The sequence below is a fragment of the Streptosporangium sp. NPDC004379 genome (assembly GCF_042873875.1).
Classification (GTDB): Bacteria; Actinomycetota; Actinomycetes; order Streptosporangiales; family Streptosporangiaceae; genus Streptosporangium.
In genome coordinates this window covers 134,754-158,601 of sequence record NZ_JBIAMC010000006.1, presented here as the reverse complement: position 1 = coordinate 158,601, position 23,848 = coordinate 134,754, and the positions used below count along the sequence as shown (strand labels likewise).

17 protein-coding genes are annotated in these 23,848 nt (G+C 73.9%); 8 read left to right on the top strand and 9 right to left on the bottom strand.

Going from position 1 to position 23,848, the window contains the following annotated elements; translation table 11 throughout:
- Nucleotides 1-17 precede the first annotated feature (17 nt).
- Nucleotides 18-959 carry a hypothetical protein gene (locus tag ACFYSC_RS15175; protein ID WP_389961370.1) on the bottom strand — a complete coding sequence of 314 codons (942 nt, stop codon included), beginning with the start codon at nucleotides 957-959 and terminating at the stop codon, nucleotides 18-20.
- A 43-nt stretch (nucleotides 960-1,002) separates the two neighbouring features.
- On the opposite strand from ACFYSC_RS15175, the gene ACFYSC_RS15170 reads away from it, so the two are divergent.
- Nucleotides 1,003-1,365, top strand: coding sequence for a hypothetical protein (locus tag ACFYSC_RS15170; protein WP_389961368.1), 363 nt, complete (start codon nucleotides 1,003-1,005; stop codon nucleotides 1,363-1,365).
- A gap of 575 nt (nucleotides 1,366-1,940) precedes the next feature.
- Here the strand turns inward: ACFYSC_RS15170 and ACFYSC_RS15165 are convergent.
- Both ACFYSC_RS15165 and ACFYSC_RS15160 read right to left on the bottom strand, forming a co-directional pair.
- Complete coding sequence (locus tag ACFYSC_RS15165; RefSeq protein ID WP_389961366.1) at nucleotides 1,941-3,509, bottom strand: MFS transporter; 1,569 nt, start codon at nucleotides 3,507-3,509, stop codon at nucleotides 1,941-1,943.
- Between the two features lie 162 nt (nucleotides 3,510-3,671).
- Nucleotides 3,672-7,316, bottom strand: a complete 3,645-nt coding sequence (locus tag ACFYSC_RS15160) for a BTAD domain-containing putative transcriptional regulator (protein WP_389961364.1) — start codon at nucleotides 7,314-7,316, stop codon at nucleotides 3,672-3,674.
- A 202-nt stretch (nucleotides 7,317-7,518) separates the two neighbouring features.
- On the opposite strand from ACFYSC_RS15160, the gene ACFYSC_RS15155 reads away from it, so the two are divergent.
- The 3 genes from ACFYSC_RS15155 (at nucleotide 7,519) to ACFYSC_RS15145 (ending at nucleotide 10,047) form a co-directional block, all read left to right on the top strand.
- Nucleotides 7,519-7,920, top strand: a complete 402-nt coding sequence (locus tag ACFYSC_RS15155; protein ID WP_389961362.1) for a hypothetical protein — start codon at nucleotides 7,519-7,521, stop codon at nucleotides 7,918-7,920.
- A gap of 134 nt (nucleotides 7,921-8,054) precedes the next feature.
- Nucleotides 8,055-9,002, top strand: coding sequence for an NAD(P)-dependent oxidoreductase (locus ACFYSC_RS15150; RefSeq protein ID WP_389961360.1), 948 nt, complete (start codon nucleotides 8,055-8,057; stop codon nucleotides 9,000-9,002).
- Nucleotides 9,003-9,063: 61 nt separating this feature from the next.
- On the top strand, nucleotides 9,064-10,047 hold the full coding sequence (locus tag ACFYSC_RS15145; RefSeq protein WP_362932692.1) for a DUF5996 family protein: 984 nt from the start codon (nucleotides 9,064-9,066) through the stop codon (nucleotides 10,045-10,047).
- Here the strand turns inward: ACFYSC_RS15145 and ACFYSC_RS15140 are convergent.
- From ACFYSC_RS15140 to ACFYSC_RS15125, 4 genes are all read right to left on the bottom strand, one after another.
- Complete coding sequence (locus ACFYSC_RS15140; protein WP_389961358.1) at nucleotides 10,031-11,089, bottom strand: glucose 1-dehydrogenase; 1,059 nt, start codon at nucleotides 11,087-11,089, stop codon at nucleotides 10,031-10,033. The genes ACFYSC_RS15145 and ACFYSC_RS15140 overlap by 17 nt on opposite strands.
- On the bottom strand, nucleotides 11,086-11,733 hold the full coding sequence (locus ACFYSC_RS15135; protein WP_389961356.1) for a MarR family winged helix-turn-helix transcriptional regulator: 648 nt from the start codon (nucleotides 11,731-11,733) through the stop codon (nucleotides 11,086-11,088). The genes ACFYSC_RS15140 and ACFYSC_RS15135 overlap by 4 nt, the downstream gene beginning before the upstream one ends.
- A 154-nt stretch (nucleotides 11,734-11,887) precedes the next feature.
- Entirely contained in the window at nucleotides 11,888-14,926 is a 3,039-nt protein-coding gene (locus tag ACFYSC_RS15130; protein WP_389961354.1) for an FAD-binding and (Fe-S)-binding domain-containing protein, read from the bottom strand.
- Between the two features lie 5 nt (nucleotides 14,927-14,931).
- Nucleotides 14,932-16,698 carry a thiamine pyrophosphate-dependent enzyme gene (locus ACFYSC_RS15125; RefSeq protein WP_389961352.1) on the bottom strand — a complete coding sequence of 589 codons (1,767 nt, stop codon included), beginning with the start codon at nucleotides 16,696-16,698 and terminating at the stop codon, nucleotides 14,932-14,934.
- Between the two features lie 197 nt (nucleotides 16,699-16,895).
- On the opposite strand from ACFYSC_RS15125, the gene ACFYSC_RS15120 reads away from it, so the two are divergent.
- Nucleotides 16,896-17,993, top strand: a complete 1,098-nt coding sequence (locus ACFYSC_RS15120; protein WP_389961350.1) for an enolase C-terminal domain-like protein — start codon at nucleotides 16,896-16,898, stop codon at nucleotides 17,991-17,993.
- A 206-nt stretch (nucleotides 17,994-18,199) separates the two neighbouring features.
- Nucleotides 18,200-19,999, top strand: coding sequence for a glycoside hydrolase family 15 protein (locus ACFYSC_RS15115; RefSeq protein WP_389961348.1), 1,800 nt, complete (start codon nucleotides 18,200-18,202; stop codon nucleotides 19,997-19,999).
- 144 nt (nucleotides 20,000-20,143) lie between these two features.
- On the opposite strand, the gene ACFYSC_RS15110 is transcribed toward ACFYSC_RS15115, so the two are convergent.
- Nucleotides 20,144-21,004 carry a 3-methyladenine DNA glycosylase gene (locus tag ACFYSC_RS15110; protein ID WP_389961346.1) on the bottom strand — a complete coding sequence of 287 codons (861 nt, stop codon included), beginning with the start codon at nucleotides 21,002-21,004 and terminating at the stop codon, nucleotides 20,144-20,146.
- 296 nt (nucleotides 21,005-21,300) lie between these two features.
- On the opposite strand from ACFYSC_RS15110, the gene ACFYSC_RS15105 reads away from it, so the two are divergent.
- Complete coding sequence (locus tag ACFYSC_RS15105; RefSeq protein WP_389961344.1) at nucleotides 21,301-21,633, top strand: hypothetical protein; 333 nt, start codon at nucleotides 21,301-21,303, stop codon at nucleotides 21,631-21,633.
- Nucleotides 21,634-21,792: 159 nt separating this feature from the next.
- Here ACFYSC_RS15105 and ACFYSC_RS15100 read toward each other — a convergent pair whose 3' ends face one another.
- Nucleotides 21,793-22,809, bottom strand: coding sequence for a YeiH family protein (locus tag ACFYSC_RS15100; RefSeq protein WP_389961342.1), 1,017 nt, complete (start codon nucleotides 22,807-22,809; stop codon nucleotides 21,793-21,795).
- Between the two features lie 71 nt (nucleotides 22,810-22,880).
- On the opposite strand from ACFYSC_RS15100, the gene ACFYSC_RS15095 reads away from it, so the two are divergent.
- On the top strand, nucleotides 22,881-23,798 hold the full coding sequence (locus tag ACFYSC_RS15095) for a LysR family transcriptional regulator (RefSeq protein WP_389961340.1): 918 nt from the start codon (nucleotides 22,881-22,883) through the stop codon (nucleotides 23,796-23,798).
- The last annotated feature ends 50 nt before the right edge of the window (nucleotides 23,799-23,848 follow it).

Sequence of the window (23,848 nt, the reverse complement as noted above, 5' to 3'; positions counted from 1 at the left end):
CTTCTTTCGGTGCTACGTCAGTCGCCGTGGCTCTCCAGAACCTCGCTCCAGTCGCCCAGCACGCGGACGGGATCGGGGGAGCCGGCGGGGGGGATGTAGGTCACGTACATGCGTCCGTAGGAAGCCCGCGCCGAGTGCGCGAAGGACCTGTTGCGGGTGCGCACGGCCGCCGCCCCCTTGAGCCCGACCCGCGCCCCCGGCTGCTCGACCTTGCGCGTGTCGGTCGAGCGGGCCCCGTACCAGACCAGGGCGCCACCGTCGGCGGTCCGCAACGCGCGCACCGGGCCCTCGGGCAGGTACGACAGCGTCAGGCTCCACCCTGCGTCCTCCAACTGGGCGCGCTCCTCCTGCCAGAACAGGGCGACGTCGCTGGTCCAGGGCCCGTCGGCGAACATCGGGTTGGTCTCGGCCCGCTCCATGCTCGCCAGGTGGGCGTCGATGACCTGGCGCGGGGTGGCGACCAGGCCCGAGGCGTTCTCGGACAGGCTCATGGCGTAGCCGTCGTCGTCGGTCGCGATCACGGGGAACCGGTCGGGGGTGGCCCGCGTGTCGGCGGCGGAGGCCACCAGCCGCCAGCCGGCGGGGGTGGAGCTCATCAGGTCGGCGACCCGACCCACTCCGGGCTTGGTGGAGATCGCCACGAACCAGTCGGGGCGGCCCTCGACGTGGCGGGGGATCCACACACGCGGGTTGGGCCATATTCCTGCGGCAACCGAGCCGCCTTCCATCTCCGCCGTCCTGAAACCGGCCCGTGTCATCTGCACCGCGAGACCGCTCTCCAGCTTGCCCATCGCGACCTGGTCGAGGTCCCGCTGGGCCACCGACAGCCCGCGCTGGTAGTCGCTGTGGATGCGGTACGCCTGTTTGGCGGTGAGCTGGGCCGAGCCTCCCTTGGCCGAGGAGTTCGCCGAGGAGTCGGCGGAGGAGGGAGAGGAGACGGGCGGAGGAGGAGGCACCACCGCCCTGGTCTCCGTCCGCTCACCGGCGCCGGTCCTGGGCGCAGTGGACGGCGGAACCGTGGGTTTCACGTCGGCCTTGCCGGGCTTGTCGTTCTTCTTCGGTTTCTCCGGCGCACCGGACGCGCTGGGAGCGTCCGGCTCCGGGGAGGAGACGGGGGCGGAGGGGGACGAGATGGGAGTGGACGGGGTGGCGGAGACCGAGGCGGAAGCCGAGGGGGACGCCGTCCTCCAGTCCGCGTCGGGTGGCGCGGATGACGGGTCCGCGGCCAGCGCGCCGGGGCTGGGGGCGTTCGAGGTGGTCAACCAGACCCCCGCGCCGATCAAGATCACCAGAATTGCGCTGAACAGAATGAGCTTCCGAGGGTCGAATGCGAGCAGCCGCGGTGGATGCCAGTCCGACAGGTGATCGAATTCGTCTGCCCGGGAAGATCCTGCGGGGTAGGCGGAACCAGCGTTCCTATCTGGGAAATCTGATGCGCGCCATGACATAGGTCCAAATATTAGACTGACCGTGATCCCTAGGGAAGGTAAAGGGGCCGGGTAATCATCACTTATGGTTATTAGGTTTTAATTAGCTTATAATCGCAATAAATGGCTGTCCGAAACCCCGGTCCGCTGGCCTGTTCCATGGATGGCGAGGCCGTCCGAATCCCTGCGGACGGCCTCGGCGGGTGCGTCATCCCCGGGGTCCGGCCTTTCTTGTTATCCAACATTCATCTACGACAGGTTTGACGTTGCTCTTGTGGTGAATTGCCGCTCTTGCGGGGGATCGCCGCGCCGGTGGACGACGTCGCATTCACGGTTCCGGCCTCGGCTCCCCGGCCGGTGGCCGATATGAACGGCCTTCGTATTCCGCTCCGCCGGCTGCGGACCGCCACCGCGCGGAGTCGCGGGGAAGCGGTCCGTCCCGAACCCGTGCGGAGCCGCAGCGGAGGCGGCCCGTCCGGGATCCCTGCGCCGCCGAGCACCTCGGCGGACCCGTCATCCCGCCGTCGCGGCTTTCTCGTGCGCCCCGCCCCGGTCGTCGAGGACCACCTCGGGGATCACCTTCGGGACACCGCGCAGGGCGAAGAGCACCGCCACCGCGAGAAGAGCGAGAAGAGCGGCGCCGGTCAGCACCGTCAGCTGCATGGCGGTGACGAACGTCCTCCGTGCCGCCTCGGCGACGGCTCCGGCCAGCGCCGGAGGCAGGGAGGCCGCCGTCTCCAGTGCCCCGCCGAGCGACTCGCCGATCTGACGCGCGTCCTCCGGCCGCACCCCGGAGGGCAGCTCCAGGCGATCGCGGTAGACGCCGTTCAGCACGCTTCCCAGTACGGCGATGCCCAGCGCGCCGCCCATCTCCTGGGCGGTCTCCGCGATCGCGGACGCCGCGCCCGCCCGCTCCCTGGGCACCGAGGCCAGAACGGTGTCGTTGGTCACCGCGAAGGCGAGACCCGTGCCGGCGGAGGCGACCAGCATCGCGGCCAGCATGTACGCGTAACCGGTGCCGGCGTCCATCCGGCTGTACATGAGGAACCCCGCGGCGGTCATCGCCAGTCCCAGGGCGGTGACCCGGGCCCGGCCGACGGCCATGATCAGGCTGGAGGCCAGGGCGCCGCCCAGCGCCGCCCCCAGGCCGCCGGGGAGGCTCGCCAGCCCGGAGACCAGGGGCGACCAGCCCCGGACGAGCTGGAAGTACTGGGCGAAGGCGAGGGACGACGAGAGCATCGCGAAGATCCCGACCATGTTGGCCCCGATCGCCCCGGAGAAGGCGCGGTGGCGGAAGAGCCGGACGTCGATGAGGGGCTCGGCCAGCCGCGTCTGGCGCCGGGTGAACATGACGAGGGCTGCGACGCCGAACGCCCCCGCCGCCCAGACGCCCGCACCGGTGACGCCGTCGTGGGCGGCGGTCTTCAGCGCGTAGATCACGGCGACGACGCCCACGGCGGACAACGGCACGCTCACCGCGTCGATTCGTCCGGGGCGGGGGTTGCGCGACTCGGGAAGCACGAAGGCGCCGGCCACCACGATCAATACGGCCACCGGAACGTTGATCAGGAAGACCGAGCCCCACCAGAAGTGGTCGAGCAGGAGCCCGCCGGCCAGCGGGCCGACGGCGAACCCCAGCGCCGAGACGCTGCTCCAGACGCCGACGGCGGTGGCTCGTTGCCTCGTGTCGGTGAAGACGTTCCGGATGATCGACAGCGTGGACGGCATGACGGTGGCGCCCGCGACGCCGAGCAGCGCCCGGGCCGCGATGAGCCATCCCGGGGCCGGCGCGTACGCGGTCAGCGCCGAGGCCGCTCCGAAGGCGGTCATGCCGATCAGCAGCAACCGCCGCCTCCCGATCCGGTCACCGATGTTGCCCATGGTGACGAGGAGACCGGCCAGCGCGAAGCCGTACACGTCGGCGATCCACAGGAACTGGGGGGCGGAGGGCCGCATGTCCTCGGCCAGCCTGGGCGCGGCCAGGTGCAGCACCGTGAGATCGATGGACAGAAGCAGTACGGCGAGGCAGGCGATCACCAGCGTGCCCCACCTGCGCGTCGGGGAGATCGTGGGGGAGGTCATGGACGCAGCGTCGCCGTTCTCCCCGACGGTTCGCTGACCGGACGCTGACGAGCTCCCGACGGGCGGTGCGGCTCATCGCCGGGGCGCGGACGCGTGGACGGCCGCCCGGGGTCGGTGCGGCTCATCGTCGGGACATGGACGGCTGCCCGGCGCCCGTGCGGCTCATCGTCCGGGCGTGGACGGCTCCCCGGCGCCCGTGCGGATCCGGTCGAGGGCGTCGAGCGCCCGGCCGATGGTGAGGCCGCCTCCCCGCCGGTGGGCCGCCTCGAACACCGCGTCACCGGCCAGGGCGCGGGCTCCGGCTCCGACCCGGGCGACGTCCGGGTCGTCCGGACCGGCCGGTACGGAGACGCCGCGCAGGGCCTCGCCGAGACCCAGCAGGAAGGCGGCTCGTTCACCGTCCCCCTCCAGCAGGGCCACACCCGCCAGACCTTCCGTGGCGAGGGCGGCCAGCGGCGGGTTGCGCCGCCATGCCGTACCGGAGAGCGCCGAGAGGTGCCGGTCCAGTGCCTCGCGGGCGTCACCCTCCATCTCGGCGAGCCTGCCCAGGGCGACGCGCAGCCGCCCGCGCACCTCCTCGGCGAGGTACCCCTCCAGGTCGCATCCGGCGAGAGCGGTCTCGTAACAGGCGCGGGCCCCGGCGAGATCTCCGCGGATCCGGGCGACCTCGCCGAGACCGAGACGGGCGCCGGCCAGCGTCGCCGGATCGCCCGCCCGGCGGGCGAACCCGGCCGCGCGCTCGTACCCGTCCCGGGCGCCGTCCAGATCTCCCGCCCGTACGTCCAGCTCGGCACGGCGGCACAGCAGGTCGGCCAGGTCGGTGGTGGCGTCCAGCTCCTCCGCGAGGGACATGGCCTCGCCGACCAGCCCGGCGGCTCTGCCGTCGTCCCTTCGCCAGATGGCGAGCTCGGCCAGCGAGGTGAGCGCGGTGACCGTTCCCCAGCGGTCGCCGAGGGACCGGAACCTCTTCAGGGACGCCTCGAAGTCGTGTTCGGCCTCCACCGGCCGTCCGTTCGACCACCAGTGGTAGCCGTATCCGAAGTCGAGCAGCGCGCGGGTCCACGGATCCAGGCCGAGCCGGTCCAACCGCCGGATGGACCGCAGGTAGAGGTCCCCCTGCGGCATGCCCAGGACCACCGCCTGGACCACGAGGGTGAAGGGCTGCCGGGGCGGTCCGTCGAGACCGGCGATGATCGCCTCGGCGACCTCGACGTACGGCCTGAGCCGCGGATCATGCCTGCCCGCCGACGCCGCGAGGAACACGCACAGGGCGTACTCCTCCTCCGCGCCGGCCGGAGGGCGAAGGCCGATCCGATCGAGGAGCCGCCGGGCCGGGGCCGCCGCCTCACCCCGCAGCCCCCGCAGCCACCAGTACGGGGTCAGGGCCGACAGCAGCCGCAGCGCGAACACCGGCTCGAAGGGGCCGGAGGAACGCGTGGAACCGGAACCGGAACCGGAGGGGCCGGGGGATCCGAAGGAGCCGGAGTCATGAGCGGGGGTGGAGGGACCGGAAGCGCCGGGGGAACCCGGGGAGCCCGGGGAACCGGGAGATCCCACCGTCCCCGGGACCTCCGCGGGGAGGACGGCCCGGTGCACCGTGGCGCGCAGGTTCTCGTACTCCCGGTCCAGCCGCCGCAACCACTCGAGCTGCTCGGCGTCGCGCAGGTGCGGGTCGGCGGACTCGGCCAGACCGAGGAAGTACTCGCCATGCGCCCGGCGCAGCGCCTCCTCCTCACCCGCGTCGGCGAGTCGTTCGGCACAGAAGGCGCGGATCGTGTCGAGCATCCGGTAGCGGTCGCCCACCACCTCCACCAGCGACTTGTCCACCAGGCCGGCCAGCAGGTCGACCGCGTCCGGCATCCCGGTCACCCGCTCGACGGCCTCCAGCGTGGCGCCGCCCGCGAAGACCGTGAGACGCCCGGCCATCGTCCGTTCGTCCTCGTCGAGCAGGTCCCAGCTCCACTCCACCGCCGCGCGCAGCGTCCGGTGGCGCGGCTGGGCCGTGCGGCTGCCTCGGGACAGCAGCCGGAAACGGTCGTCCAGCCGGGCGGCGACCTCGGCGGCCGTCAGCGACCGCAGACGGGCCGCGGCCAGTTCGATCGCCAGCGGCAGGCCGTCGAGGGCCCGGCAGACGCGCAGGACCGCGTCGGCCTCGGACTCCACCGCGTACCCGGGCCGTACGGCCGCCGCCCGCTCGGCGAACAACCGGACGGCGGGGAAGCCGAGCGCCTCGGCGGCGGGGACATCCGGGGGCGGGAGCGTGAGCGGGGGGACGGGGCACAGCGTCTCACCGGTGATGCCGAGCGGCTCGCGGCTGGTGGCGAGGACGCGCAGCCCGGGGCAGCCGCTCAGGAGCCGGGCGGCCAGCGCGGCGGCGGCCTCGACCACGTGCTCGCAGTTGTCCAGGACGAGCAACGTCCGCCGCTCGGCGAGCGCGGCGACCATCCTCACGACCGGGTCGGGCACGGCTCCGCCCGGGGCGGGCAGCATCCCGGGCTCGTGGAGCCCCAGCGCGCCGAGAACCGCGCGGGGCACGTCGGAGCCGTCGGTGAGCGGCGCCAGCTCGACGAAGCAGACATCGTCGTGACCGTGCGCGGCCGCCTCGGCCGCCAGCCGGGTCTTGCCGGTGCCGCCGGGCCCGGTGAGCGTGACGAGGCGGGACCCGGCGAGCAGACCGCCGATCCGCGCCAGTTCGTCCGTCCGGCCCACCAGGGGTGTGAGCTGCGCGGGCACGCCGGCCCGCGTGCTCGCGCCGTCTCCGGAACGCGGGCTCCGGTCCCCGGCCGGTGGGACGTCCGGTCCGGGAACGGGCAGGGTGCCCCGGAGCACCGACAGGTGGATCGCCCTCAGCTCCGGTGACGGGTCGGCGCCGAGCTCGTCGGCCAGCCGCGCGCGAACGTCCTCGTAGACCGCGAGCGCCTCGGCCTGCCGGTCGCACGCGTACAGCGCGCGCATGAGCTGGCCGCGCAGCCGCTCGCGCAGCGGGTGGGCCGCGACCAGCTCATGAAGATCCGCGACCAGCGTACGGAGGTCCGCGGCCGGCGTACGGAGGTCCGCGGGGGGCGTATGGAGGTCCGCGGCCGGTGCCTGGCGGTCCGTGACCAATGCTTGGAGGTCTGCAACGGGTGCTTGGAGGTCCGTGACCGGCATACGGAGGCCCGCGACCGGCTCGCGATGTCGCCCGAGGGCGAGCCGGGCCTCGGCGTGGTCCTCGGCGGCGGCGATCCGCGCCTCCTCCAGGCGGGCGGCCGCGGCGGTGGCGAACGGCGCGTTCAGGACGTCGGCCAGAGCGGGTCCCCGCCACAGGCCCAGCGCCTCGCCGAGCAGTTCCCCGGCCCGCTCATGACGCCCCGATGCCAGGGCGGCGCGGCCCTGCCGGGCGAGCCGTTCGAAACGGTGCGCGTCCACGGCCTCGGGAGGTACGGCGAGCCGGTAGCCCGCAGGATGGCGCGTCACCATTCCGCGGCCACCGTTCGCGCCGCCGCCCGCGCCGCCGCCCGCGCCGCCGCCCGCGCCGCCGCCCGCGGTGTCGTCCGCGCCGCCGTCCGTGCCGCCGCTCGCGGTTCCGGCCGCGCCGGCGGTGTCCAGCAGGTGGCGGAGCCGGGAGACCTGTGCCTGGAGCGCGTTGCCGGCGCCCGCGGGCGGGTCGTCGCCGTACAGGCCCTCGATGAGCCGGGCCGTGGTCACCACCCGGCCGGGGGCGAGGAGCAGGAGTGCCAGCAGCGCGCGCAACCGTGGTCCGCCGACGGGCACCGGACGCCCGTCGGCGGGCCGTACCTCCGTTGGGCCGAGGATGCCGAACCGCACGACTCCGATTCTCCGTCATGAGCGCCCGGACGGGTCGGACGTCAGGGAATCGGAAAGAACCCGACAAAACGGTGAAACGATGAAAAACGGGGGATTATCCCTTAGCAGATGCTGTTCACCGGCATCGACGTCTTCGTTGTGCCGGGGACGGACGCCGCGCGGGAACGGCCCTCACGGGGACCCGCGGGAAACGGGGGTCGGCATGGCATACGGCGCGCGGGCGAGCGGCTGGCTCGGCTGGATATGGTTCGCCGCGGTGATGATGATCCTGGTGGGCGTCTTCAACGTCATCACGGGCCTGTCGGCCATTTTCCGGGGCGCACTCTACGTGCAGACGGGCGACCAGGTGGTGTTCCTCAACCTGCCGGCGTGGGGGTGGATCCACCTGATCCTCGGCATCCTCCTGATCGCGGTGGGCATCGCCCTCGTCACCGGGCAGACGTGGGCCCGCGTCGTGGCGGTCGTGCTCGTCGCGCTGAACGCCATCGAGCACATGCTCTTCATTCCCGCCTATCCCTGGTGGTCCCTGATCGTCATCGCGATCGACGTCCTGGTGATCTACGCCCTGATCGTGCACGGGCACGAGGTGGAGAAGGCGGCCTGACGACCACCGGCGGTCACGGCGGGACGGGACGGCGGAACCCGGGAGCGGTGGCCGCCGGACGACGGAGCGACAGGTGACGGAACGGGCGGGACGACCGGACGGCCGCGGAACCGGCGGCCTGGGGGGAGCGGCACATGCGGGTGGCGGTGCTGGGAGTGGGGCGGATGGGCACGGCGCTGGCCCGGCGGCTGCTCGCCCGCGAACACACGGTGCGGGTCTGGAACCGTACCCGGGGCCGGACCGGGGAGCTGGTCCGGGCGGGCGCCGAGGAGACGTCCAGCCCCGAGGCGGCCGCCCGTGACGCCGACGCCGTCCTGATGACGCTCACCGACGACCGGGCGTGCCGCGACGTCCTGACCCGTCTCGCGGCGCACATGGGCCCCGACCCGCCGGTCGTCGTCGACATGAGCACGGTGTCGCCGGACACGGCCCGGGAACTGCGGGAGATGACGCCGGAGCACCGGTTCGTGGCCGCTCCCGTCGTCGGGGGACCGGCCGCGCTCGCCGCCGGACAGGCCATGGGGCTGTTGAGCGGGGACCGGGAGGTCATGGACCGGATCCGGTCCCTGTGGCCCGACGTCTTCTCGGTCCAGTGGTACTGCGGGGAGGACCCGGGCGCCGGCCTGATCTACAAGGTCCTCAACAACCACCTGCTCATGTCCGGCGTCGCGCTGCTCTCCGAGGTGGTCGCCACCGGGCAGGCGGCCGGGCTCGACGAGAGGATGATGCAGGACTTCCTCTACCAGTGGCCGACGGTCGCCCCCGGCGTGCACAACCGGCTCGACGACATCTTCCACGGCGACCACGAGGGCTGGTTCACGACGCGCCTCGGCGCCAAGGACCTGCGGCTCGTGATCGGGCTCGCCCGGTCGCTCGGCCTCGACCTGCCGATCGCCCGGACGGTCGAGCGCCGTTACGAGGAGGCGGCCGCGAGCGGCTGGGGGGACGCCGACATCGGCGCGGTCGTGGAACTGCTCCGCGCGGAGCACGGCCCCGGACGCCCCGGGAACCCGGCCCCCGGCGCCGCGACCCCGGAACCTGGCCCCCCGGAACCCGAGCCCCCGGAACCCGAGGCTCGGTGACGCGACCCCGGCGTCCCGGGCATCCGGGGCGGGCGGACGAGAGGAAGAGAGGAACGGTGCGATGGCCGAACGTGGGAACGGCTGGCCGGCGTTGCCGGTGAGCGGATGGCAGCACACCTACGACACGCTGCACATGTACGCGCAGGTGGTCGGGAAGATCTCGCTCGCCCTGCGGCCGATGGTCAACCACTGGTGGCAGGTGGCCTTCCACCTCACGGCCCGGGGCCTTTCCACCGGCCCGATCCCGTACGGCGAGCGCACCTTCGAGATCTGTTTCGACCTGCTCGACCACTCCCTGCACATCGAGACCTCCGACGGCGGGCGCCGCACGATCGCGCTGGGCGGTTCGGTGCGCGACTTCTACGCCGAGGTCCTGCGCTCCCTGGCCCACCTCGGGGTGGACGTCGAGATCCGCACGATGCCGGTCGAGTTCGCCGACCCCGTACGGTTCGACCGGGACGACCGCCACGCCACCTACGAGGCGGCGCAGGTCCAGCGGTTCTGGCAGGTGCTCCTGCGGGTGGAGGAGGTCTTCACCGAGTTCCGGGCCCGGTTCGCCGGCAAGTGCAGCCCGGTGCAGTTCTACTGGGGCGCGTTCGACCTGTCCACGACCCGCTACTCCGGCCGGCCCGCCGAGCCGCCGTCCGGCGCCGATCCCGTCACCAGGCTGAGCTTCAACGCCGAGCAGAGCGACCTCGGCTTCTGGCCGGGCGGGACGTGGATCAACGGCGCCCGGATCGACCAGCCGGTGTTCTACTCCTACGCCTACCCCGAGCCTCCCGGCTTCCGTGACCGGCCCGTCCTGCCCGAGGCGGCCCGCTACGACGACGCCTTCGGCGAGTTCGTGCTGCGCTACGACGACGTCAGGAACGCCCCCGACCCTCGCGGGGCGATCCTCGACTTCGCCCAGTCCACCTTCGAGGCCGCGGCGAGCCTGCAGGACTGGCCGGCCGAGGCGCTCCAGCGGGTCCAGCCCCCACAGCCCCGCAGGGCCGCGGGCCGGGCGCCCGCCGCCTCGGGTTCGCGGATCAGTCCTCGAAGGTGATGACCACCTTGACGTCCTCGGGTTCGGCGGTGAACGCCTCGGCGAACCGCTCCAGCGGCACCCGCCGGGTGATGAGCCGTCCCAGCCAGTCGCGGTCGGCCTTGGCCAGCGCCTCGGCTGCCGCGGCGTAGTGGCCGAGGTTGGCGTTGACGGACCCGATCACCGCGTCGTTCTCCAGGACGATCTCCCGGTTCAGGCCGCCCGCGTCGACCGTCAGCCGCCGCCCGTACGGGGAGACGCCCGTCAGGCAGACGACGCCGTAGGGCACGGTGGCGGTGATGGCGTCGAAGACGACCTTGCTGACCCCGGTCGCCTCGATCACGATGTCGGGCTTGGCGGCGGCGGCCGCGTCGGAGAGGTCGCCGGAGTGGTAGGTGGCCCCGAGGTCGGCCACGAGCCGCGGCTTGGGTCCCTCGGTGACGACGTCCAGGACGTGGACGTCCAGGCCGCGCTGCACGCCCAGCAGCGCGGCCAGCAGACCGATCGGCCCGGCACCGGTGACCAGCACCGTCTCCGGATCGAACCACGACCGGCCGCCGACCTTCTCGATCTGCTCCCACGCCTTGGCCACCACGCTGGTCGGCTCCATCAGCACGCCGGCCTCGCCGAGCCCCGGATCGAGCCTGACCGCGTAGTCGGCCTCCACGGTCCAGGACCGGCTGCCGTAACCGTCGAGATCCTTGATGCCGCGCTCGGTGTAGCGGCCGTTGCGGCACATGTCGAACTGGCCGCGCGCGCACGCGCCGCAGGGCACCGGGTCGGGGCGCCGCACCACGCCGACCACGAGATCACCCTCGGAGAACCCGCTGCCTTCCGGCGCCCGCCGTACGCGGCCCAGGGACTCGTGCCCGATCACGAGGCGGTCCCGTCCGTCCGGCGCCGTGCCGTAGTCACCTGCGGCGATCTCCCGGTCGGTCCCGCACACCCCGAGGGCGAGCGCGTCCACGAGGAGGTCGTTCTCGCCGGGCTCCGGGTCGGGGACGTCGGTCACCGCCAGCGAGTCCTTCTGCTGCGGTACGACGGTCAGCGCTCGCGTGGTCACTGGTTCCTCCTGGTGGTCCGGTCGGTACGCGTCGGGTCCGAGGCGTACCCGGCGGCGTCCTCGGGTGGCGGAAGCGGGTCCCGCGCGGCCCCGCCGCCGGGGTCCCGCGCGGCCCCGTCACCGGGGTCCTGCGCGGTTCCGTCACCGGGATCTCGCGCGGCCCCGCCGCCGGGTTCCTCGCCGGTCCGCGCGGCGGCGGTGAACTCGGTGAGGGCTCCGGCGAGCGCCTGCCGGGTGCCGGGCGGCAGGCGGGTCAGCGCGGCGGCGATACGGCGACGGCGGGCGGCGCGCAGACGTCCGATGGCCCGGCGGCCGGCCTCGGTGACGCCGATGCTGATCTCACGGCGGCTGTGCGGGGCCAGCAGGCGGGTGAGCAGCCCGGCGTCGTCGAGCCGGGCGACCAGCCGGCCGGCGGCGGAGACCGACATGGCGAGGTGGGCGGCGAGCGCGCTGAGGTTGAGGGGGCCGTGCCGGTCGACCGCCAGCAGTACACGCAGCTGCGTGACCGACAGGTCGCTGTCCTCGGCGACGGCGTTGAGCGTCATCTCCACCAGGGCGAGCGACGCCTCCTCGACCCGCCAGACCGCCGTGGCCAGGCCGTTCCGGGGTCCGGCGGCGGCGTCGCGGGCTTCGTCGGTGTTCATCGCGCCTTTCTCGGGTGGTCCGCCGGTCGCGGGCGCCGGGGCCTCCCGGCGGATACGGCCCCGGGCGACCGTCCGCGCGGCGCGTTCTCCGCGGTCCCGGGGGCGCGGCCCGTGGCGGTCACTGACGTGGTGCGTTCCCCGTGGTCCACGGTTCTCACCTCCCGCCCCGAACCGGCCGTGTCCCGTCTGCCCGTGTCCCGTCCGGCGGCGTCCCGTCCGCCCGTACCCCCTCCGCCCGGTCCCGGCCCCGGTCCTGATTCCGCTCCCGGTCCCGACCGGCGGCGAGGACCTCCGCCAGGTGCAGCGCCCGGCGGCCGGTTCCGGCCTGTTCGAGCTGGGTCCGGCAGCTGAACCCGTCGGCCAGGATCAGCGTGTCCGGCCCGGCCGCGCGCACCGCGGGAAGCAGCTCCTGCTCGGCGCAGGCCATCGACACCTCGTGGTGGCCGGCGGTGAAACCGAAGTCCCCGGCGAGGCCGCAGCAGCCGCCGACCACGCCGAGCTCGACCCCGGCGCGTTCCAGCAGACGGCGGTCGGTGTCGTAGCCGAGGACCGAGTGGTGGTGGCAGTGCGGCTGGGCGACCGCCGTCCCGCCGATCCGCGGCGGCTCCCACCCCTCGGTCCCCGCGAGCAGCTCGGCCAGCGTGCGGGTCTGCTCGGCCAGCCTGGTCACGTCCCGGTCGTGCGGGAACAGTCCGGCGGCGTCGTCGCGGAACACGGCGGCGCAGCTCGGCTCCAGTGCGACGATCGGCACGCCGCGGCGCAGCAGCGGGGTGAGCGCGCCCACGGTACGGCGCAGCACCCGCCGGGCCACGCCGAGCTGGCCGGTGGAGATCCAGGTCAGCCCGCAGCACAGGGTGCGGGGCGGGACGAGGACGCGGTACCCGGCGTCCTCCAGCACGTCCACCGCGGCGAGGCCGATCCCCGGGGCGAAGTTGTCGGTGAAGGTGTCGGGCCACAGCAGCACCGGCCCGCGCTCCCCGTCGCCGCGCGGGCCGCGCCGCCGGTACCGGTCGCTGAAACGGGTGCCGGCGAAGACCGGCAGGCTCCTGGCCGGCTCCACACCGCCCAGCCGCTTGAGCAGCGCCGCCGTGCCGGGCCCGTGGGCGAGCGCGTTGGCCGCCCGCGGGGCGAGCGCGGCCAGGCGCGCCCACAGCGGCAGCCAGCCCATCGAGTAGTGGGCGGCCGGGCGGAGCCTGCGGGCGTAGTGGTGGGAGAGGAATTCGGCCTTGTAGGTGGCCATGTCGACGTTCATCGGGCAGTCGTGCTTGCAGCCCTTGCACGCCAGGCACAGGTCGAGGGCGTCCCGTACGGCCTCGGAGCGCCAGCCGTCGCCGATCGGCGAGTCGGCGTGGCCGCCGAGCATCTCGAACAGCAGCCGGGCACGGCCCCGGGTGGAGTGCTCCTCCTCGCGGGTGGCGCGGTAGGAGGGGCACATGACGCCGCCGTCGTGACTGCGGCACTTCCCGACGCCGACGCAGCGCATGACGGCGCGCTGGAAGCTTCCGTCGTCGTCGGGGTAGCCGAAGTGGACGCGCGGGTCGGCCGGGGTCCAGCCGGTGCCCAGCCGCAGGTTCTCGTCCACCCGGTAGGGGGCGACGATCTTCCCCGGGTTCATCCGGTCATCGGGGTCGAACACCGCCTTGACCCGGCCGAACGCCGCCATGACCGTGTCGCCGAACATCCTGGGCAGCAGCTGCCCGCGCGCCTGGCCGTCGCCGTGCTCCCCCGACAGCGACCCGCCGTAGGAGACGACCAGGTCGGCGGCCCGGTCGAGGAAGGAGGTGAAGGCGGCGACGCCGTCGGCGGTGACCAGGTCGAACGGGATGCGGGTGTGCACGCAGCCCTGACCGAAGTGCCCGTACAGCGAGGCGGCGCCGTACCCGTGTTCCTCCAGGAGGGCGCGCAGGTCCCGCAGGTAGCCGCCGAGCCGTTCCGGCGGTACGGCGGAGTCCTCCCAGCCCTCCCACGTCTCGTGCATGCCGGGGACGCGCGCGGTGGCTCCCAGGCCGGACTCGCGGAGCTCCCAGAGCTGCTTCTCGGTCTTCTCGTCGTCGAAGAAGGCGATGTGCGGTTCGTGCCCGGTGCCGCTGAGGTCGTCGGTGAGGGCGCGGGCCCGCTCGTCGGCCTCGCGCTGGGAGTCGGCGCCGAAGGACACCATCAGCCAGCCGCCGCCCTCGGGCAGCCGTTTCACCGCCTCGGGGTGCATGCCCTTGCGCCGTTCGTAGTCGATCAGCTTGTCGTCGACGCCCTCAAGCTGGAGCGGACGGTGGGCGGCGATGCGCGGCACCGCGTCGGCGGCGGTGACGATGTCGTGGTAGCCGAGGAGGACGAGGCTCTCGGCGGCCGGGGCGGGCACCAGGAGCAGTTCGGCCCGCAGCACGGTGACCAGCGTGCCCTCGGAGCCGACCAGTGCCCTGGCCATGTTAAAGTCGCCGCCGGGCAGGAGCTGGTCGATGTTGTAGCCCGACACCCGCCGCGGGATGTCGGGGAAGCGGCGGCGGATCTCCCCGGCGTCGGCGGCGACGATCTCCCGCAGCTCGCGGTAGATCTCCGCGCGCCGGCCGCCCCCGGCGAGGATCCGCGCGTACTCCTCCTCGTCGGTCGCGCCGACCCACATCCGGGCGCCGTCGTAGGTGAGGACCTCCAGGCGGCCGACGTTGTCGGCGGTCTTGCCGTACGCCTGCGCGGTCGATCCGCAGGAGTTGTTGCCGATCATCCCGCCGAGCGTGCACTGGGAGTGCGTGGAGGGCCGGGGCCCGAACATCAGCCCCGTCGGCGCGAGCCGCGCGTTGAGGACGTCGAGCACGATGCCCGGTTCGACGACGCAGGTCCGGGCGTCGGCGTCCACGGAGACGAGGCGGTCGCAGTGCTTCGACCAGTCGATCACCACGGCGACGTTGCAGGTCTGCCCGGCCAGGCTGGTGCCGCCGCCCCGAGAGGTGACGGGCGCGCCGTGCTCCCGGCAGACCGCGATGGTCTCGGCGGCGGCCTCGACCGTGCGGGGCACCACCACGCCCAGCGGCACCTGTCGGTAGTTGGACCCGTCGGTGGAGTAGGCGCCGCGGCTGCCGGGGTCGAACCGCACCTCGCCGTCCACCCGGGCGGTCAGGTCGCGCTCCAGGTCGCGCACCCGCACGTACGGCTGGGCCGGGCGGGCCGTGACCGGCGACGGCATCGGGACGACCGGACTCATCGCGCTCACCTCCCCAGCTGGGAGATCTTGTCCTTGAACAGGGTGGTGGCGATCGCCGCCCGGTGCGGCTGCCCCCTGAGGAACGCCTCGGCGAACTTGACCGCCTGGTCGTGGCCGACCTTTCCGGGCATCGGCGGCTCGTTGGGGTTGACGTCCACGTCCACCAGGGCGGGACCGTCGTGCGCGAGCGCCTGCCGTACGGCCTCCTCGACGTCGCCGGGGGCCTTCACCTTGCGGCCGTAGGCCCCGCAGGAACGCGCCCAGGCGGAGAAGTCGGAGGCCGGCTCGGCGAACCGCACGCCGTGCTCCGGGTAGCCGAGCACCATCTGCTCCCACAGGATCTGGCCGAGGGAGTTGTTGTTGTTGACCACGACCTTGATCGGCAGCCGGTGCTGCGCGGCGGTGAGGAACTCGGCCATCAGCATCGCGAAGCCGCCGTCGCCGACGAACGCGATCACCTGCCGCCCGGGGAAGGCGTGCTGCATCGCGATCGCGTACGGCAGGCCGGGCGCCATCGTGGCGAGGTTGCCCGACAGGTAGAAGCGCCGGTCGCCCCGGATCGTCCAGTGCCGCGCCGCCCAGGTGGCGATCGTGCCGGAGTCGCAGGTGAGGATCGCGTCGCCGGCGGCGGCCCGGTCCACGCAGCCCATCAGGTACTGCGGGGCGATCGGGTCGCGGTCGGGCGACTCCAGGGCCGCCATGTCGGCGCGCCAGCGGTCCATCGCCCGCCGGTACTTCTCCAGGTGGCTCCGGTCGTCCTTGCGCCTCAGCAGCGGCAGCAGCGCGGCCAGCCCCTCCTTCGCGTCGCCGATCATCGGCACCTGGGTCGGCATGCGCACGCCGGCCCGCGACGGGTCGGCCTCGATCTGCACCACGCGCACCTCGCCCGGCTCGGGCAGGTGCTTGGTGTAGGGGAAGTTGGTGCCGACCATGAGCAGGGTGTCGCAGTCCTCGATGAGGTCCTCCCCGGGCCGGGTGCCCAGCAGGCCGATCCCGCCGACCGAGTAGGGCGAGTCGTCGGGGATGACGGCCTTGCCGGGCAGCGTCTTGATCACCGGGGCGCCCAGGACGTCGGCGGTGGCCAGCACCTCCTCCCGCGCGTGCAGGGCGCCGGCGCCGGCCAGGATCGCGACCCGCTCACCGGCGTCGAGCACCTCCGCGGCGGCCTCCAGGTCCTCGCGGCGGGGCACGCCGGGCGCGGGCAGGTAGATCGGCGCGGTCGCGGGGGGCCGCGCCGGGGCGACGTGCCGGTAGGGGTCGGCGTCGGCCGGGGCCACCTGCACGTCGTTGGGCAGGCACAGGTGGGCCACGCCGCGCCGGGCGTAGGCGGTGCGGATCGCGATGTCCACCACCCCGGGGAGCTGCGCCGGGTTGTCCACGACGAGGTTGTAGTCGGCGACGTCGGCGTACAGCCGGTCGAGGTGGACCTCCTGCTGGTAGCCCGTGCCCAGCACGCTGGTCTCCTGCATGCCGGTGATCGCCAGCACGGGCTGGTGATCGAGTTTGGCGTCGTAGAGGCCGTTGAGCAGGTGGATGCCGCCGGGCCCGGAGGTCGCCAGGCAGACCCCGATCCGGCCGGTCGCCTTGGCGTGGCCGGCGGCCATGAACGCGGCGGCCTCCTCGTGGTGCACGAGGACGAACCGGACCCGGTCGGCGTGGCGGCGCAGCCCTTCCATGATCCCGTTGATGCCGTCGCCGGGCAGCCCGAAGACGGTGTCGACTCCCCAGGCGGCCAGCCGCTCGATGAGGACTTCCGAGGCGATGTCGGTCATACCTGCGAGCGTGCGCCGGGCGGGTGCCGCCAAACACTCACCGGACGGAAAATATCGCTTTTTACTGAAATTTGCCGTTAATCAAATATCCCGGGGATATGGCGGCTCGGTCTCCGGCGGGAGGCTCGGCAGAGAGGGCCGCTGTGACGCCCACGGAGGAGGGCGTCCGGCGGAACGTCCGGCGGAGAGGGGACGTGATGACGGCGATCAAGGAGATACGCGCCGCGGCCTACCGTGTGCCGGCCGACCGCCCCGAGGCGGACGGCACGCTGGCCTGGGACGCGACGACGCTGGTGGTGGTCGAGGCCGGCGCGGAGGGCGCCGTCGGCACCGGGTGGACCTACGCGCCCGCGGCCGCCGCGGCCTTCGTCACCGAGGTCCTGGCCGGTACGGTGACCGGCTCCGACGCGATGGACATCCCCGCGACCTGGACGGCGATGACCCGCCGGGCGCGCAACGCCGGCCGCCCCGGGATCGCCGGATACGCGATCTCCGCGGTGGACGTCGCCCTGTGGGACCTCAAGGCCCGGCTGCTGGGCACGCCCCTCACCCGCCTGTTCGGCGCCGCCCGCCCGGACGTGCCGGTCTACGGGTCGGGCGGGTTCACCACCTACGACGACGACACCACCCGCGCCCAGCTCCGGCACTGGACCCACGAGCTGGGCATCCCCCGGGTGAAGATCAAGATCGGCGAGTCCCGGGGTACCGCCGCAGGCCGCGACCTGCACCGCGTCGCCGTCGCCCGGGAGGCCGTCGGCCCCGGAGCCGAGCTGTACGTCGACGCCAACGGCGGCTACACCGCCAAGCAGGCCGTACGGCTGGCCCCGCTTCTCGAGGGCCAGGGCGTGAGCTGGTTCGAGGAGCCGGTCTCCTCCGACGACCTGGCCGGGCTGCGCCTCGTGCGCGAACGGATCGGCGCCGACGTCGCCGCCGGCGAGTACGGGAGCGACCTGACCTACTTCACCCGGATGTGCCAGGCGGGCGCCGTGGACTGCCTGCAGATCGACGCCACCCGCTGCGGCGGCTACACCGGCTGGTTCGGCGCCGCGGCGATCGCCGCCGGGCACCACCTGGAGGTGTCCGCGCACTGCGCGCCCAACCTGCACCTGCCCGCCGCCGCGGCCACCGCCGGCCTGCGCCACGTCGAGTGGTTCCACGACCACGCGCGCATCGAGGCCGAGCTGTTCGACGGCGCCGCCGACCCCGCGGGCGGGACCGCGCGCCCCCGCGCCGACACACCCGGCCACGGCCTGACCCTGCGGCCCGGCGCCGCCGCCGGCCACCGTGTCGCCTGACCATCGGAGCCATCGGAGCCATCGGAGCCGTCGGAGCCGTCGGAGCCGTCGGAGCCGTCGGAGCCGTCGGAGCCGTCGGAGCCGTCGGAGCCGTCGGAGACCGGCTGGAGGAACAGGACGGAGCCGCGGGAGGAACCGGACGAACCGGCAGGACGCACAGAACGGACCGGCGGGAGGCAGAGAGACGGATCGGTAGGGAGCACGGGATGCGGATCGAGGACTACGCGCTGATCGGCGACATGCACACCGCCGCCCTGGTCGGGCGGGACGGCTCGGTGGACTGGCTGTGCCTGCCGCGGTTCGACTCCGGGGCCTGCTTCGCCGCGCTGCTGGACGGCCCGCGCGCCGGACGCTGGCTGCTGGCGCCGACCGGCCGGGAGACCTGCACCGGGCGCCGCTACCGTGGCGACACCCTGGTGCTGGAGACGACATGGGACTCCCCGGACGGGTGCGTGCGCGTCGTGGACTTCATGCCGGCCCGCGGCCAGGCGCCCGACCTGGTGCGTATCGTCGAGGGCGTCCACGGCCGGGTCGAGATGCGCACCGAGCTGACGCTGCGCTTCGACTACGGCCACATCGTGCCCTGGCTCCGCCACGAGGGCGGCCGGCTCGCCGTCGTGGCCGGTCCGGACGCCGCCTGGCTCCAGTGTCCCGTCCCGCTGTGCCCCGACAAGGAGGCCCACCGCACCACCGCCGCCTTCACCGTCTCCGCCGGGGACCGGGTGCCGTTCGTGCTGACCTGGCGGGAGTCGTGGCTGCCCCGCCCCGAGCGGACCGACGCCGAGGAGTCCCTGACCGCCACCGAACGGATGTGGAACCGCTGGCTGACAGGCTGCCGCTACGACGGGGAGTACGGCGAGGCCGTCCGGCGCAGCCTCCTCACCCTCAAGGCGCTGACCTACGCCCCCACCGGGGGCCTGGTCGCCGCCCCCACCACCTCCCTGCCCGAACGGCCCGGCGGCACCCGCAACTGGGACTACCGCTACAGCTGGCTGCGGGACGCGACCTTCACCCTGCAGGCGCTGATGCACGCCGGGTACGACGACGAGGCCACCGCCTGGCGCGACTGGCTGCTGCGGGCCGTCGCCGGAGAGCCCGCCGACCTCCAGACCATGTACACCCTCGACGGCGGCCGCCGGATCCCGGAGTGGAACCCCGACTGGCTCGCCGGCTACGAGGGGGCGCAGCCGGTGCGGATCGGCAACGCCGCCTCCGCCCAGTTCCAGCTCGACGTCTACGGCGAGATCATGGACTGCCTGGAGCTGGCGCGCGACGCCGGGCTCAGACCGGACGACGACGCGTGGGACCTCCAGCTCGTCCTCATGGACTATCTGGAGGGCGCCTGGCGCAAGCCCGACAACGGGCTGTGGGAGACGCGCGGCCCGCGCCGCGACTTCGTCCACTCCAAGATCCTCGCGTGGGTCGCGGCGGACCGCATGATCTCCGCCGTCGAGAACCACGGCCGCGACGGCCCCGCGGACCGCTGGCGGGCGCTGCGCGAGGAGATCCACCGGGACGTCTGCGAGCGCGGCTACGACCCCGGCCGCAACACCTTCACCCAGTACTACGGCTCGACGGGACTGGACGCCGCTCTCCTGCTCATTCCCAGACTCGGCTTCCTGCCACCGGGCGACCCCCGCGTCGCCGGGACGGTGGACGCGGTACGGCGCGAGCTGTCCGAGGACGGCTTCGTCCATCGCTACCGCTCCGACGAGGAAGCGGACGGCCTGCCCGGAGGAGAGGGGGCCTTCCTCGCCTGCTCCTTCTGGCTGGCCGACGCCCTGGCACTGATCGGCCGCCGGGAGGAGGCCCGGGAGCTGTTCGACCGGCTGCTCGCGGTCCGCAACGACGTCGGCCTCCTCGCCGAGGAGTACGACGCCGCCCGCCACCGCCAGCTCGGCAACTTCCCGCAGGCCTACAGCCACGTGTCGATCGTCAACACCGCGGCCGCGCTGGCCGGCGACAACCGCACCCGCCGCGCCCGCGGACACCCGGGCCGCTCCTGATCCCCCGGACGGCCCGCTCCGACCGGCGGGCCCCCGCTTTCCGTACGGCCGGCGCCAGCCGTACGGGCACGCGGAGCCGGAGGGCCGGCACGCTCCGCCGCACCGGCTGGAGGCACCGGCCTTACAGGCGCGGAGCCGGAGGAGTCAGGTACGGCCGGCGCCGGACAGCAGCCGCTCGCAGGCGTCCAGCAGCCGGCGGCGCAGCGGCCGGGCCCGCTCGGCGAACCCCCGCTGCTCGGCGGCGTACTCGGCCCGCCCCTCGGCCGTCTCGATCCGGATGGGCCGGTAACCCAGCCGGCCCAGGTCGTACGGGCTGGCACGCATGTCCACGGCGCGCACGTCACGGGCCAGCTCGAAGCAGTCGGCGACCAGCTCCCCGCAGACCAGCGGCGACAGCTTGTAGGACCACTTGTACAGGTCCATGTTGGCGTGCAGGCAGCCCGGCTGCTCCAGCTCCGGCTGCCGCTCCCTCGTCGGCTGCAACGCGTTCAGCGGACGGGCCTCGGGGGTGAAGAAGCGGAACGCGTCGTAGTGGCTGCACCGCACCCCGCGCTGCTCCACGATCCGCGCGATCTCCTCCCCGGGCAGCCGCAGCGGCCAGGCGCCGTGCCGTACCTCCTCCGCCCGGTAGACCATCGCCCACTCGTGCAGGCCGAAGCAGCCGAGGAACGCCGGCCGCGACGCGGTGGCGGACAGCAGCCGCGCGGTCCACTCGACGGAGGAGCCGCGCCGGTCCATCAGCGCCGCCACGTCGAGCGTCGCCCCCTCGGGGGTGTCGACGTAGTCGGGGCCGAGGTCGCGCGCGCCCCTGAGCAGGACGTCCGCGCCCGGGTGCCAGCGGCGCAGCCGTCCGGGCCGGTGCCCGTAGTAGGTGAACAGGAAGTCCTCGACCGGGTGCGCCTCGCCCCGCGACCTGCGCGCCAGGTGCGGCGCCACCCACGCCTCGACGCGCCGCTCGTAGGCCGCCGCCCGCGCCCGCCACTCCTCCGGCTCCAGAACCTCCACCGCTGCATGGTATGCGCGCCCGGACGGCGTCCGGACAGTGCCCGCCGCGCGGCCCCGGGGCCCCACCCGCCGCATGGCCACGGGCTGCGCCCGCCGCGCCGCCCCGGCCGCGTGCCCGCCGTACGCTTCCGGGTTCGCCTCCACCACGGCGCCGGGTCCCGGAGCACCGTCGCGGACATCGTCCATATCGCCGTCATTGATTGCCGGACGTTGACCCGCATGTCCGGCTTCCCGATGAACGGTTCGATAACCTGGCGATTGTCACAGAGAGTGATCATATATGGACAGGAGGTTATATGACCATGATCCGTCAGCTTCTTCTGGCCGGTTCCGTCTGCGCCGCGCTCGCCGTCGCGGCACCGGTCGCCGCTTCGGCGGCCACCGCCGTTCCGGCTCGTCCGGTCGGTCTCACCCAGGCGGGCTTCGTGGCCGGCGGCCCCGGCTGGGGCGGTCCAGGTTGGGGCGGCCCCGGTTGGGGCGTTCCCGGGGGCGGCTTCATCCGGCCCGGTTTCGGTTTCGTCCGTCCGTGGGGCGGCTTCGTCGGCTGGGGCGGCCCGACCTTCGTCGGGGGCGTCGCCTGTACGCTCCCGGCCTTCACCACCTTCACCACCGCCGCCGTGTGCTGCTGATCCGGGATCGGCCCGCGGGTGACCGGGCCCGGAGGCCCGTGTCCCCCGTCCCCTGTCCGCCGGTGATCCTCGCCGGCGGACAGGGGACCCGCCCGGCGCGAGCGGCCTACGGCGACGCGCCGGGCCACCGGTGATGGCGGCGCATCGGCGCCGGGACGATCAGCCCGGGGACGTCAGGATCAGCACGCCGCCCAGCGCCACCAGCGAGACGAGGGCCGTCGACAGCGCGCCGAGCACGACGGCCCGGCGGCCGGTGCGCGTCAGCGCCCGCAGGTCGACCGCGGCCCCCATGGCGAACAACGCGGCGGTGAACAGCAGGGTCTCGGCCGTCCTGAGCGGATCCAGCCAGGCGTCCGGCAGGGCGCCGAGGCTGCGCAGCGCGACCATCCCGAGGAAACCGGCCACGAAGAGAGGGACGAGGGGCGGCTTCCCGCCCGCCTGGGGCCCGGCCGTACGGCGGCGCAGGACGCCGACGCCGGCGATCAGCGGGGCCAGCAGCACGACCCGGGTCAGCTTGACGACCACGGCCGTCGCGAGCGCCGCCGTACCGGCCGTCTGCGCCGTGGCGACCACCTGGGCCACCTCGTGCACGCTCGCCCCGCTCCAGACGCCGAAGCCCTCCGGGGGAAGGCGGAGGAACCCCTGGGCCAGCGGGAGGGCGACGATGCAGAGGGAGCCGAACAGGGTGACCAGGGCGACCGCGGTCACGACGTCCTCCTCGTCGCCGTCGGTGACCCCGTTCATCGCGGCGACCGCGGCCGCGCCGCAGATGGAGAAGCCGGTGGCCGTCAGCAGCGAGAGGTCGCGGCCCAGCCCGAGCCGGCGTCCGAGCCACCACGTGCCGGAGAAGGTGACGGCCACCGTCGCCACCACCAGCAGCACCACCGGCAGCCCGAGGGCGAGGACGTCCCGTACGGCGAGCTGCGCGCCGAGGAGCACGACGCCGAGCCGGAGCAGCCGCCTGGAGGCGAACGAGAGACCGGGCCGCAGGGCCGCCGGGCGCGCTCCGAGGTTCGCCATGAGGGCGCCGAGCACGACCGCCGCCATCAGCGGGCTCACGGCGGGCAGGAGGGCGTTGACCCCGGTGGCCGCCGCGACACCGGCGGCCGACACGACGAGCCCTGGCAGGAGGGAGCGGACGCCGGTGGCCGGCGCCGGCACGGTGGACGGGGTCATGCCAGCATTTCTGCCAGGTGCACGATCGGCCCGGTAGCCACCGATTTCGTAGCAGGTCATACGGTGACCGCATGAGCAACACGCGCTGGCCCGACCTGGCGAGCCTCGAACTCCTGCTCCTCGTCGCCGAGCAGGGCAGCCTCGGCAAGGCGGCCAGGCTGCACGGCATCACCCAGGCGTCCGCCAGCCGCCGGCTCGACACCCTGGAGCGGGAACTGGGCCTGCCCCTGCTGCGCCGCTCGACCACCGGCTCCCGCCTCACCCCGCAGGGCCGGATCGTCGCCGACCAGGCCCGGACGGCACTGGCCGCGGCGGACGGCCTGCTGGCGAGCGTGCGGACCCTGCGCCGGGAAGGCGACGCGCTCGTGCGGGTGGCGGCGAGCATGACGATCGCCGAATACCTCATGCCGGGCTGGCTGGCCGCGCTCCGCCGTACCCTTCCCGGCGTCGAGGTGAGGCCGCGCGTGGTCAACTCGGACATGGTCTGCGGACTGGCGCGGGACGGTGAGATCGACGTGGGCTTCATCGAGTCGCCGTTCCTGCCGCGGGGGCTGAGCACCCGGTACGTCGCCTACGACCGCCTCATCGTGGTCGTGGGACCCCGCCATCCATGGGCGCGCCACCCGGTCCGCCTGCGTTTCGCCGACCTGGCCGCCACCCCGCTGGTGGTACGCGAGCCGGGCTCGGGCACCCGCTCCGCCCTCGACCGCGTCATGGCCGGACGGGTCACCGTTCCGCCCGCCCTGGAGCTGTCGTCCAACGCCGCGGTGAAGGTGGCGGTGGAGGCCGGGGCCGCTCCGGCCGTGCTCAGCGCGCTCGCCGTCGCGGCCGAACTCCGCGAGGGACGGCTGGTCGAGGTCCCCGTCGAGGGCTTCGACCTGCGCCGGCCGCTGCTGGCGGTCTGGCGCAGGCGGACGCGCCTCTCCGGCGCCGCCGCCGAACTCGTCCGCCTCGCCGCGGCCTCCGCCCGCTCCGCCCCGCCCCTCTGACCGTGACTCCCCGGAGTCATCCGAGGGGGAAAGCCCGTGGCCCCATCAAA

What these genes read in the sequence shown, in the direction of transcription:
- ACFYSC_RS15165 (WP_389961366.1), bottom strand. Translation starts at nt 3,509, where the DNA reads ATGACCTCCCCCACGATCTCCCCGACGCGCAGGTGGGGCACGCTGGTG.
- ACFYSC_RS15155 (WP_389961362.1), top strand. Translation starts at nt 7,519, where the DNA reads ATGGCATACGGCGCGCGGGCGAGCGGCTGGCTCGGCTGGATATGGTTC.
- ACFYSC_RS15150 (WP_389961360.1), top strand. Translation starts at nt 8,055, where the DNA reads ATGCGGGTGGCGGTGCTGGGAGTGGGGCGGATGGGCACGGCGCTGGCC.
- ACFYSC_RS15145 (WP_362932692.1), top strand. Translation starts at nt 9,064, where the DNA reads ATGGCCGAACGTGGGAACGGCTGGCCGGCGTTGCCGGTGAGCGGATGG.
- ACFYSC_RS15135 (WP_389961356.1), bottom strand. Translation starts at nt 11,733, where the DNA reads ATGAACACCGACGAAGCCCGCGACGCCGCCGCCGGACCCCGGAACGGC.
- ACFYSC_RS15130 (WP_389961354.1), bottom strand. Translation starts at nt 14,926, where the DNA reads ATGAGTCCGGTCGTCCCGATGCCGTCGCCGGTCACGGCCCGCCCGGCC.
- ACFYSC_RS15125 (WP_389961352.1), bottom strand. Translation starts at nt 16,698, where the DNA reads ATGACCGACATCGCCTCGGAAGTCCTCATCGAGCGGCTGGCCGCCTGG.
- ACFYSC_RS15120 (WP_389961350.1), top strand. Translation starts at nt 16,896, where the DNA reads ATGACGGCGATCAAGGAGATACGCGCCGCGGCCTACCGTGTGCCGGCC.
- ACFYSC_RS15115 (WP_389961348.1), top strand. Translation starts at nt 18,200, where the DNA reads ATGCGGATCGAGGACTACGCGCTGATCGGCGACATGCACACCGCCGCC.
- ACFYSC_RS15105 (WP_389961344.1), top strand. Translation starts at nt 21,301, where the DNA reads ATGACCATGATCCGTCAGCTTCTTCTGGCCGGTTCCGTCTGCGCCGCG.
- ACFYSC_RS15100 (WP_389961342.1), bottom strand. Translation starts at nt 22,809, where the DNA reads ATGACCCCGTCCACCGTGCCGGCGCCGGCCACCGGCGTCCGCTCCCTC.
- ACFYSC_RS15095 (WP_389961340.1), top strand. Translation starts at nt 22,881, where the DNA reads ATGAGCAACACGCGCTGGCCCGACCTGGCGAGCCTCGAACTCCTGCTC.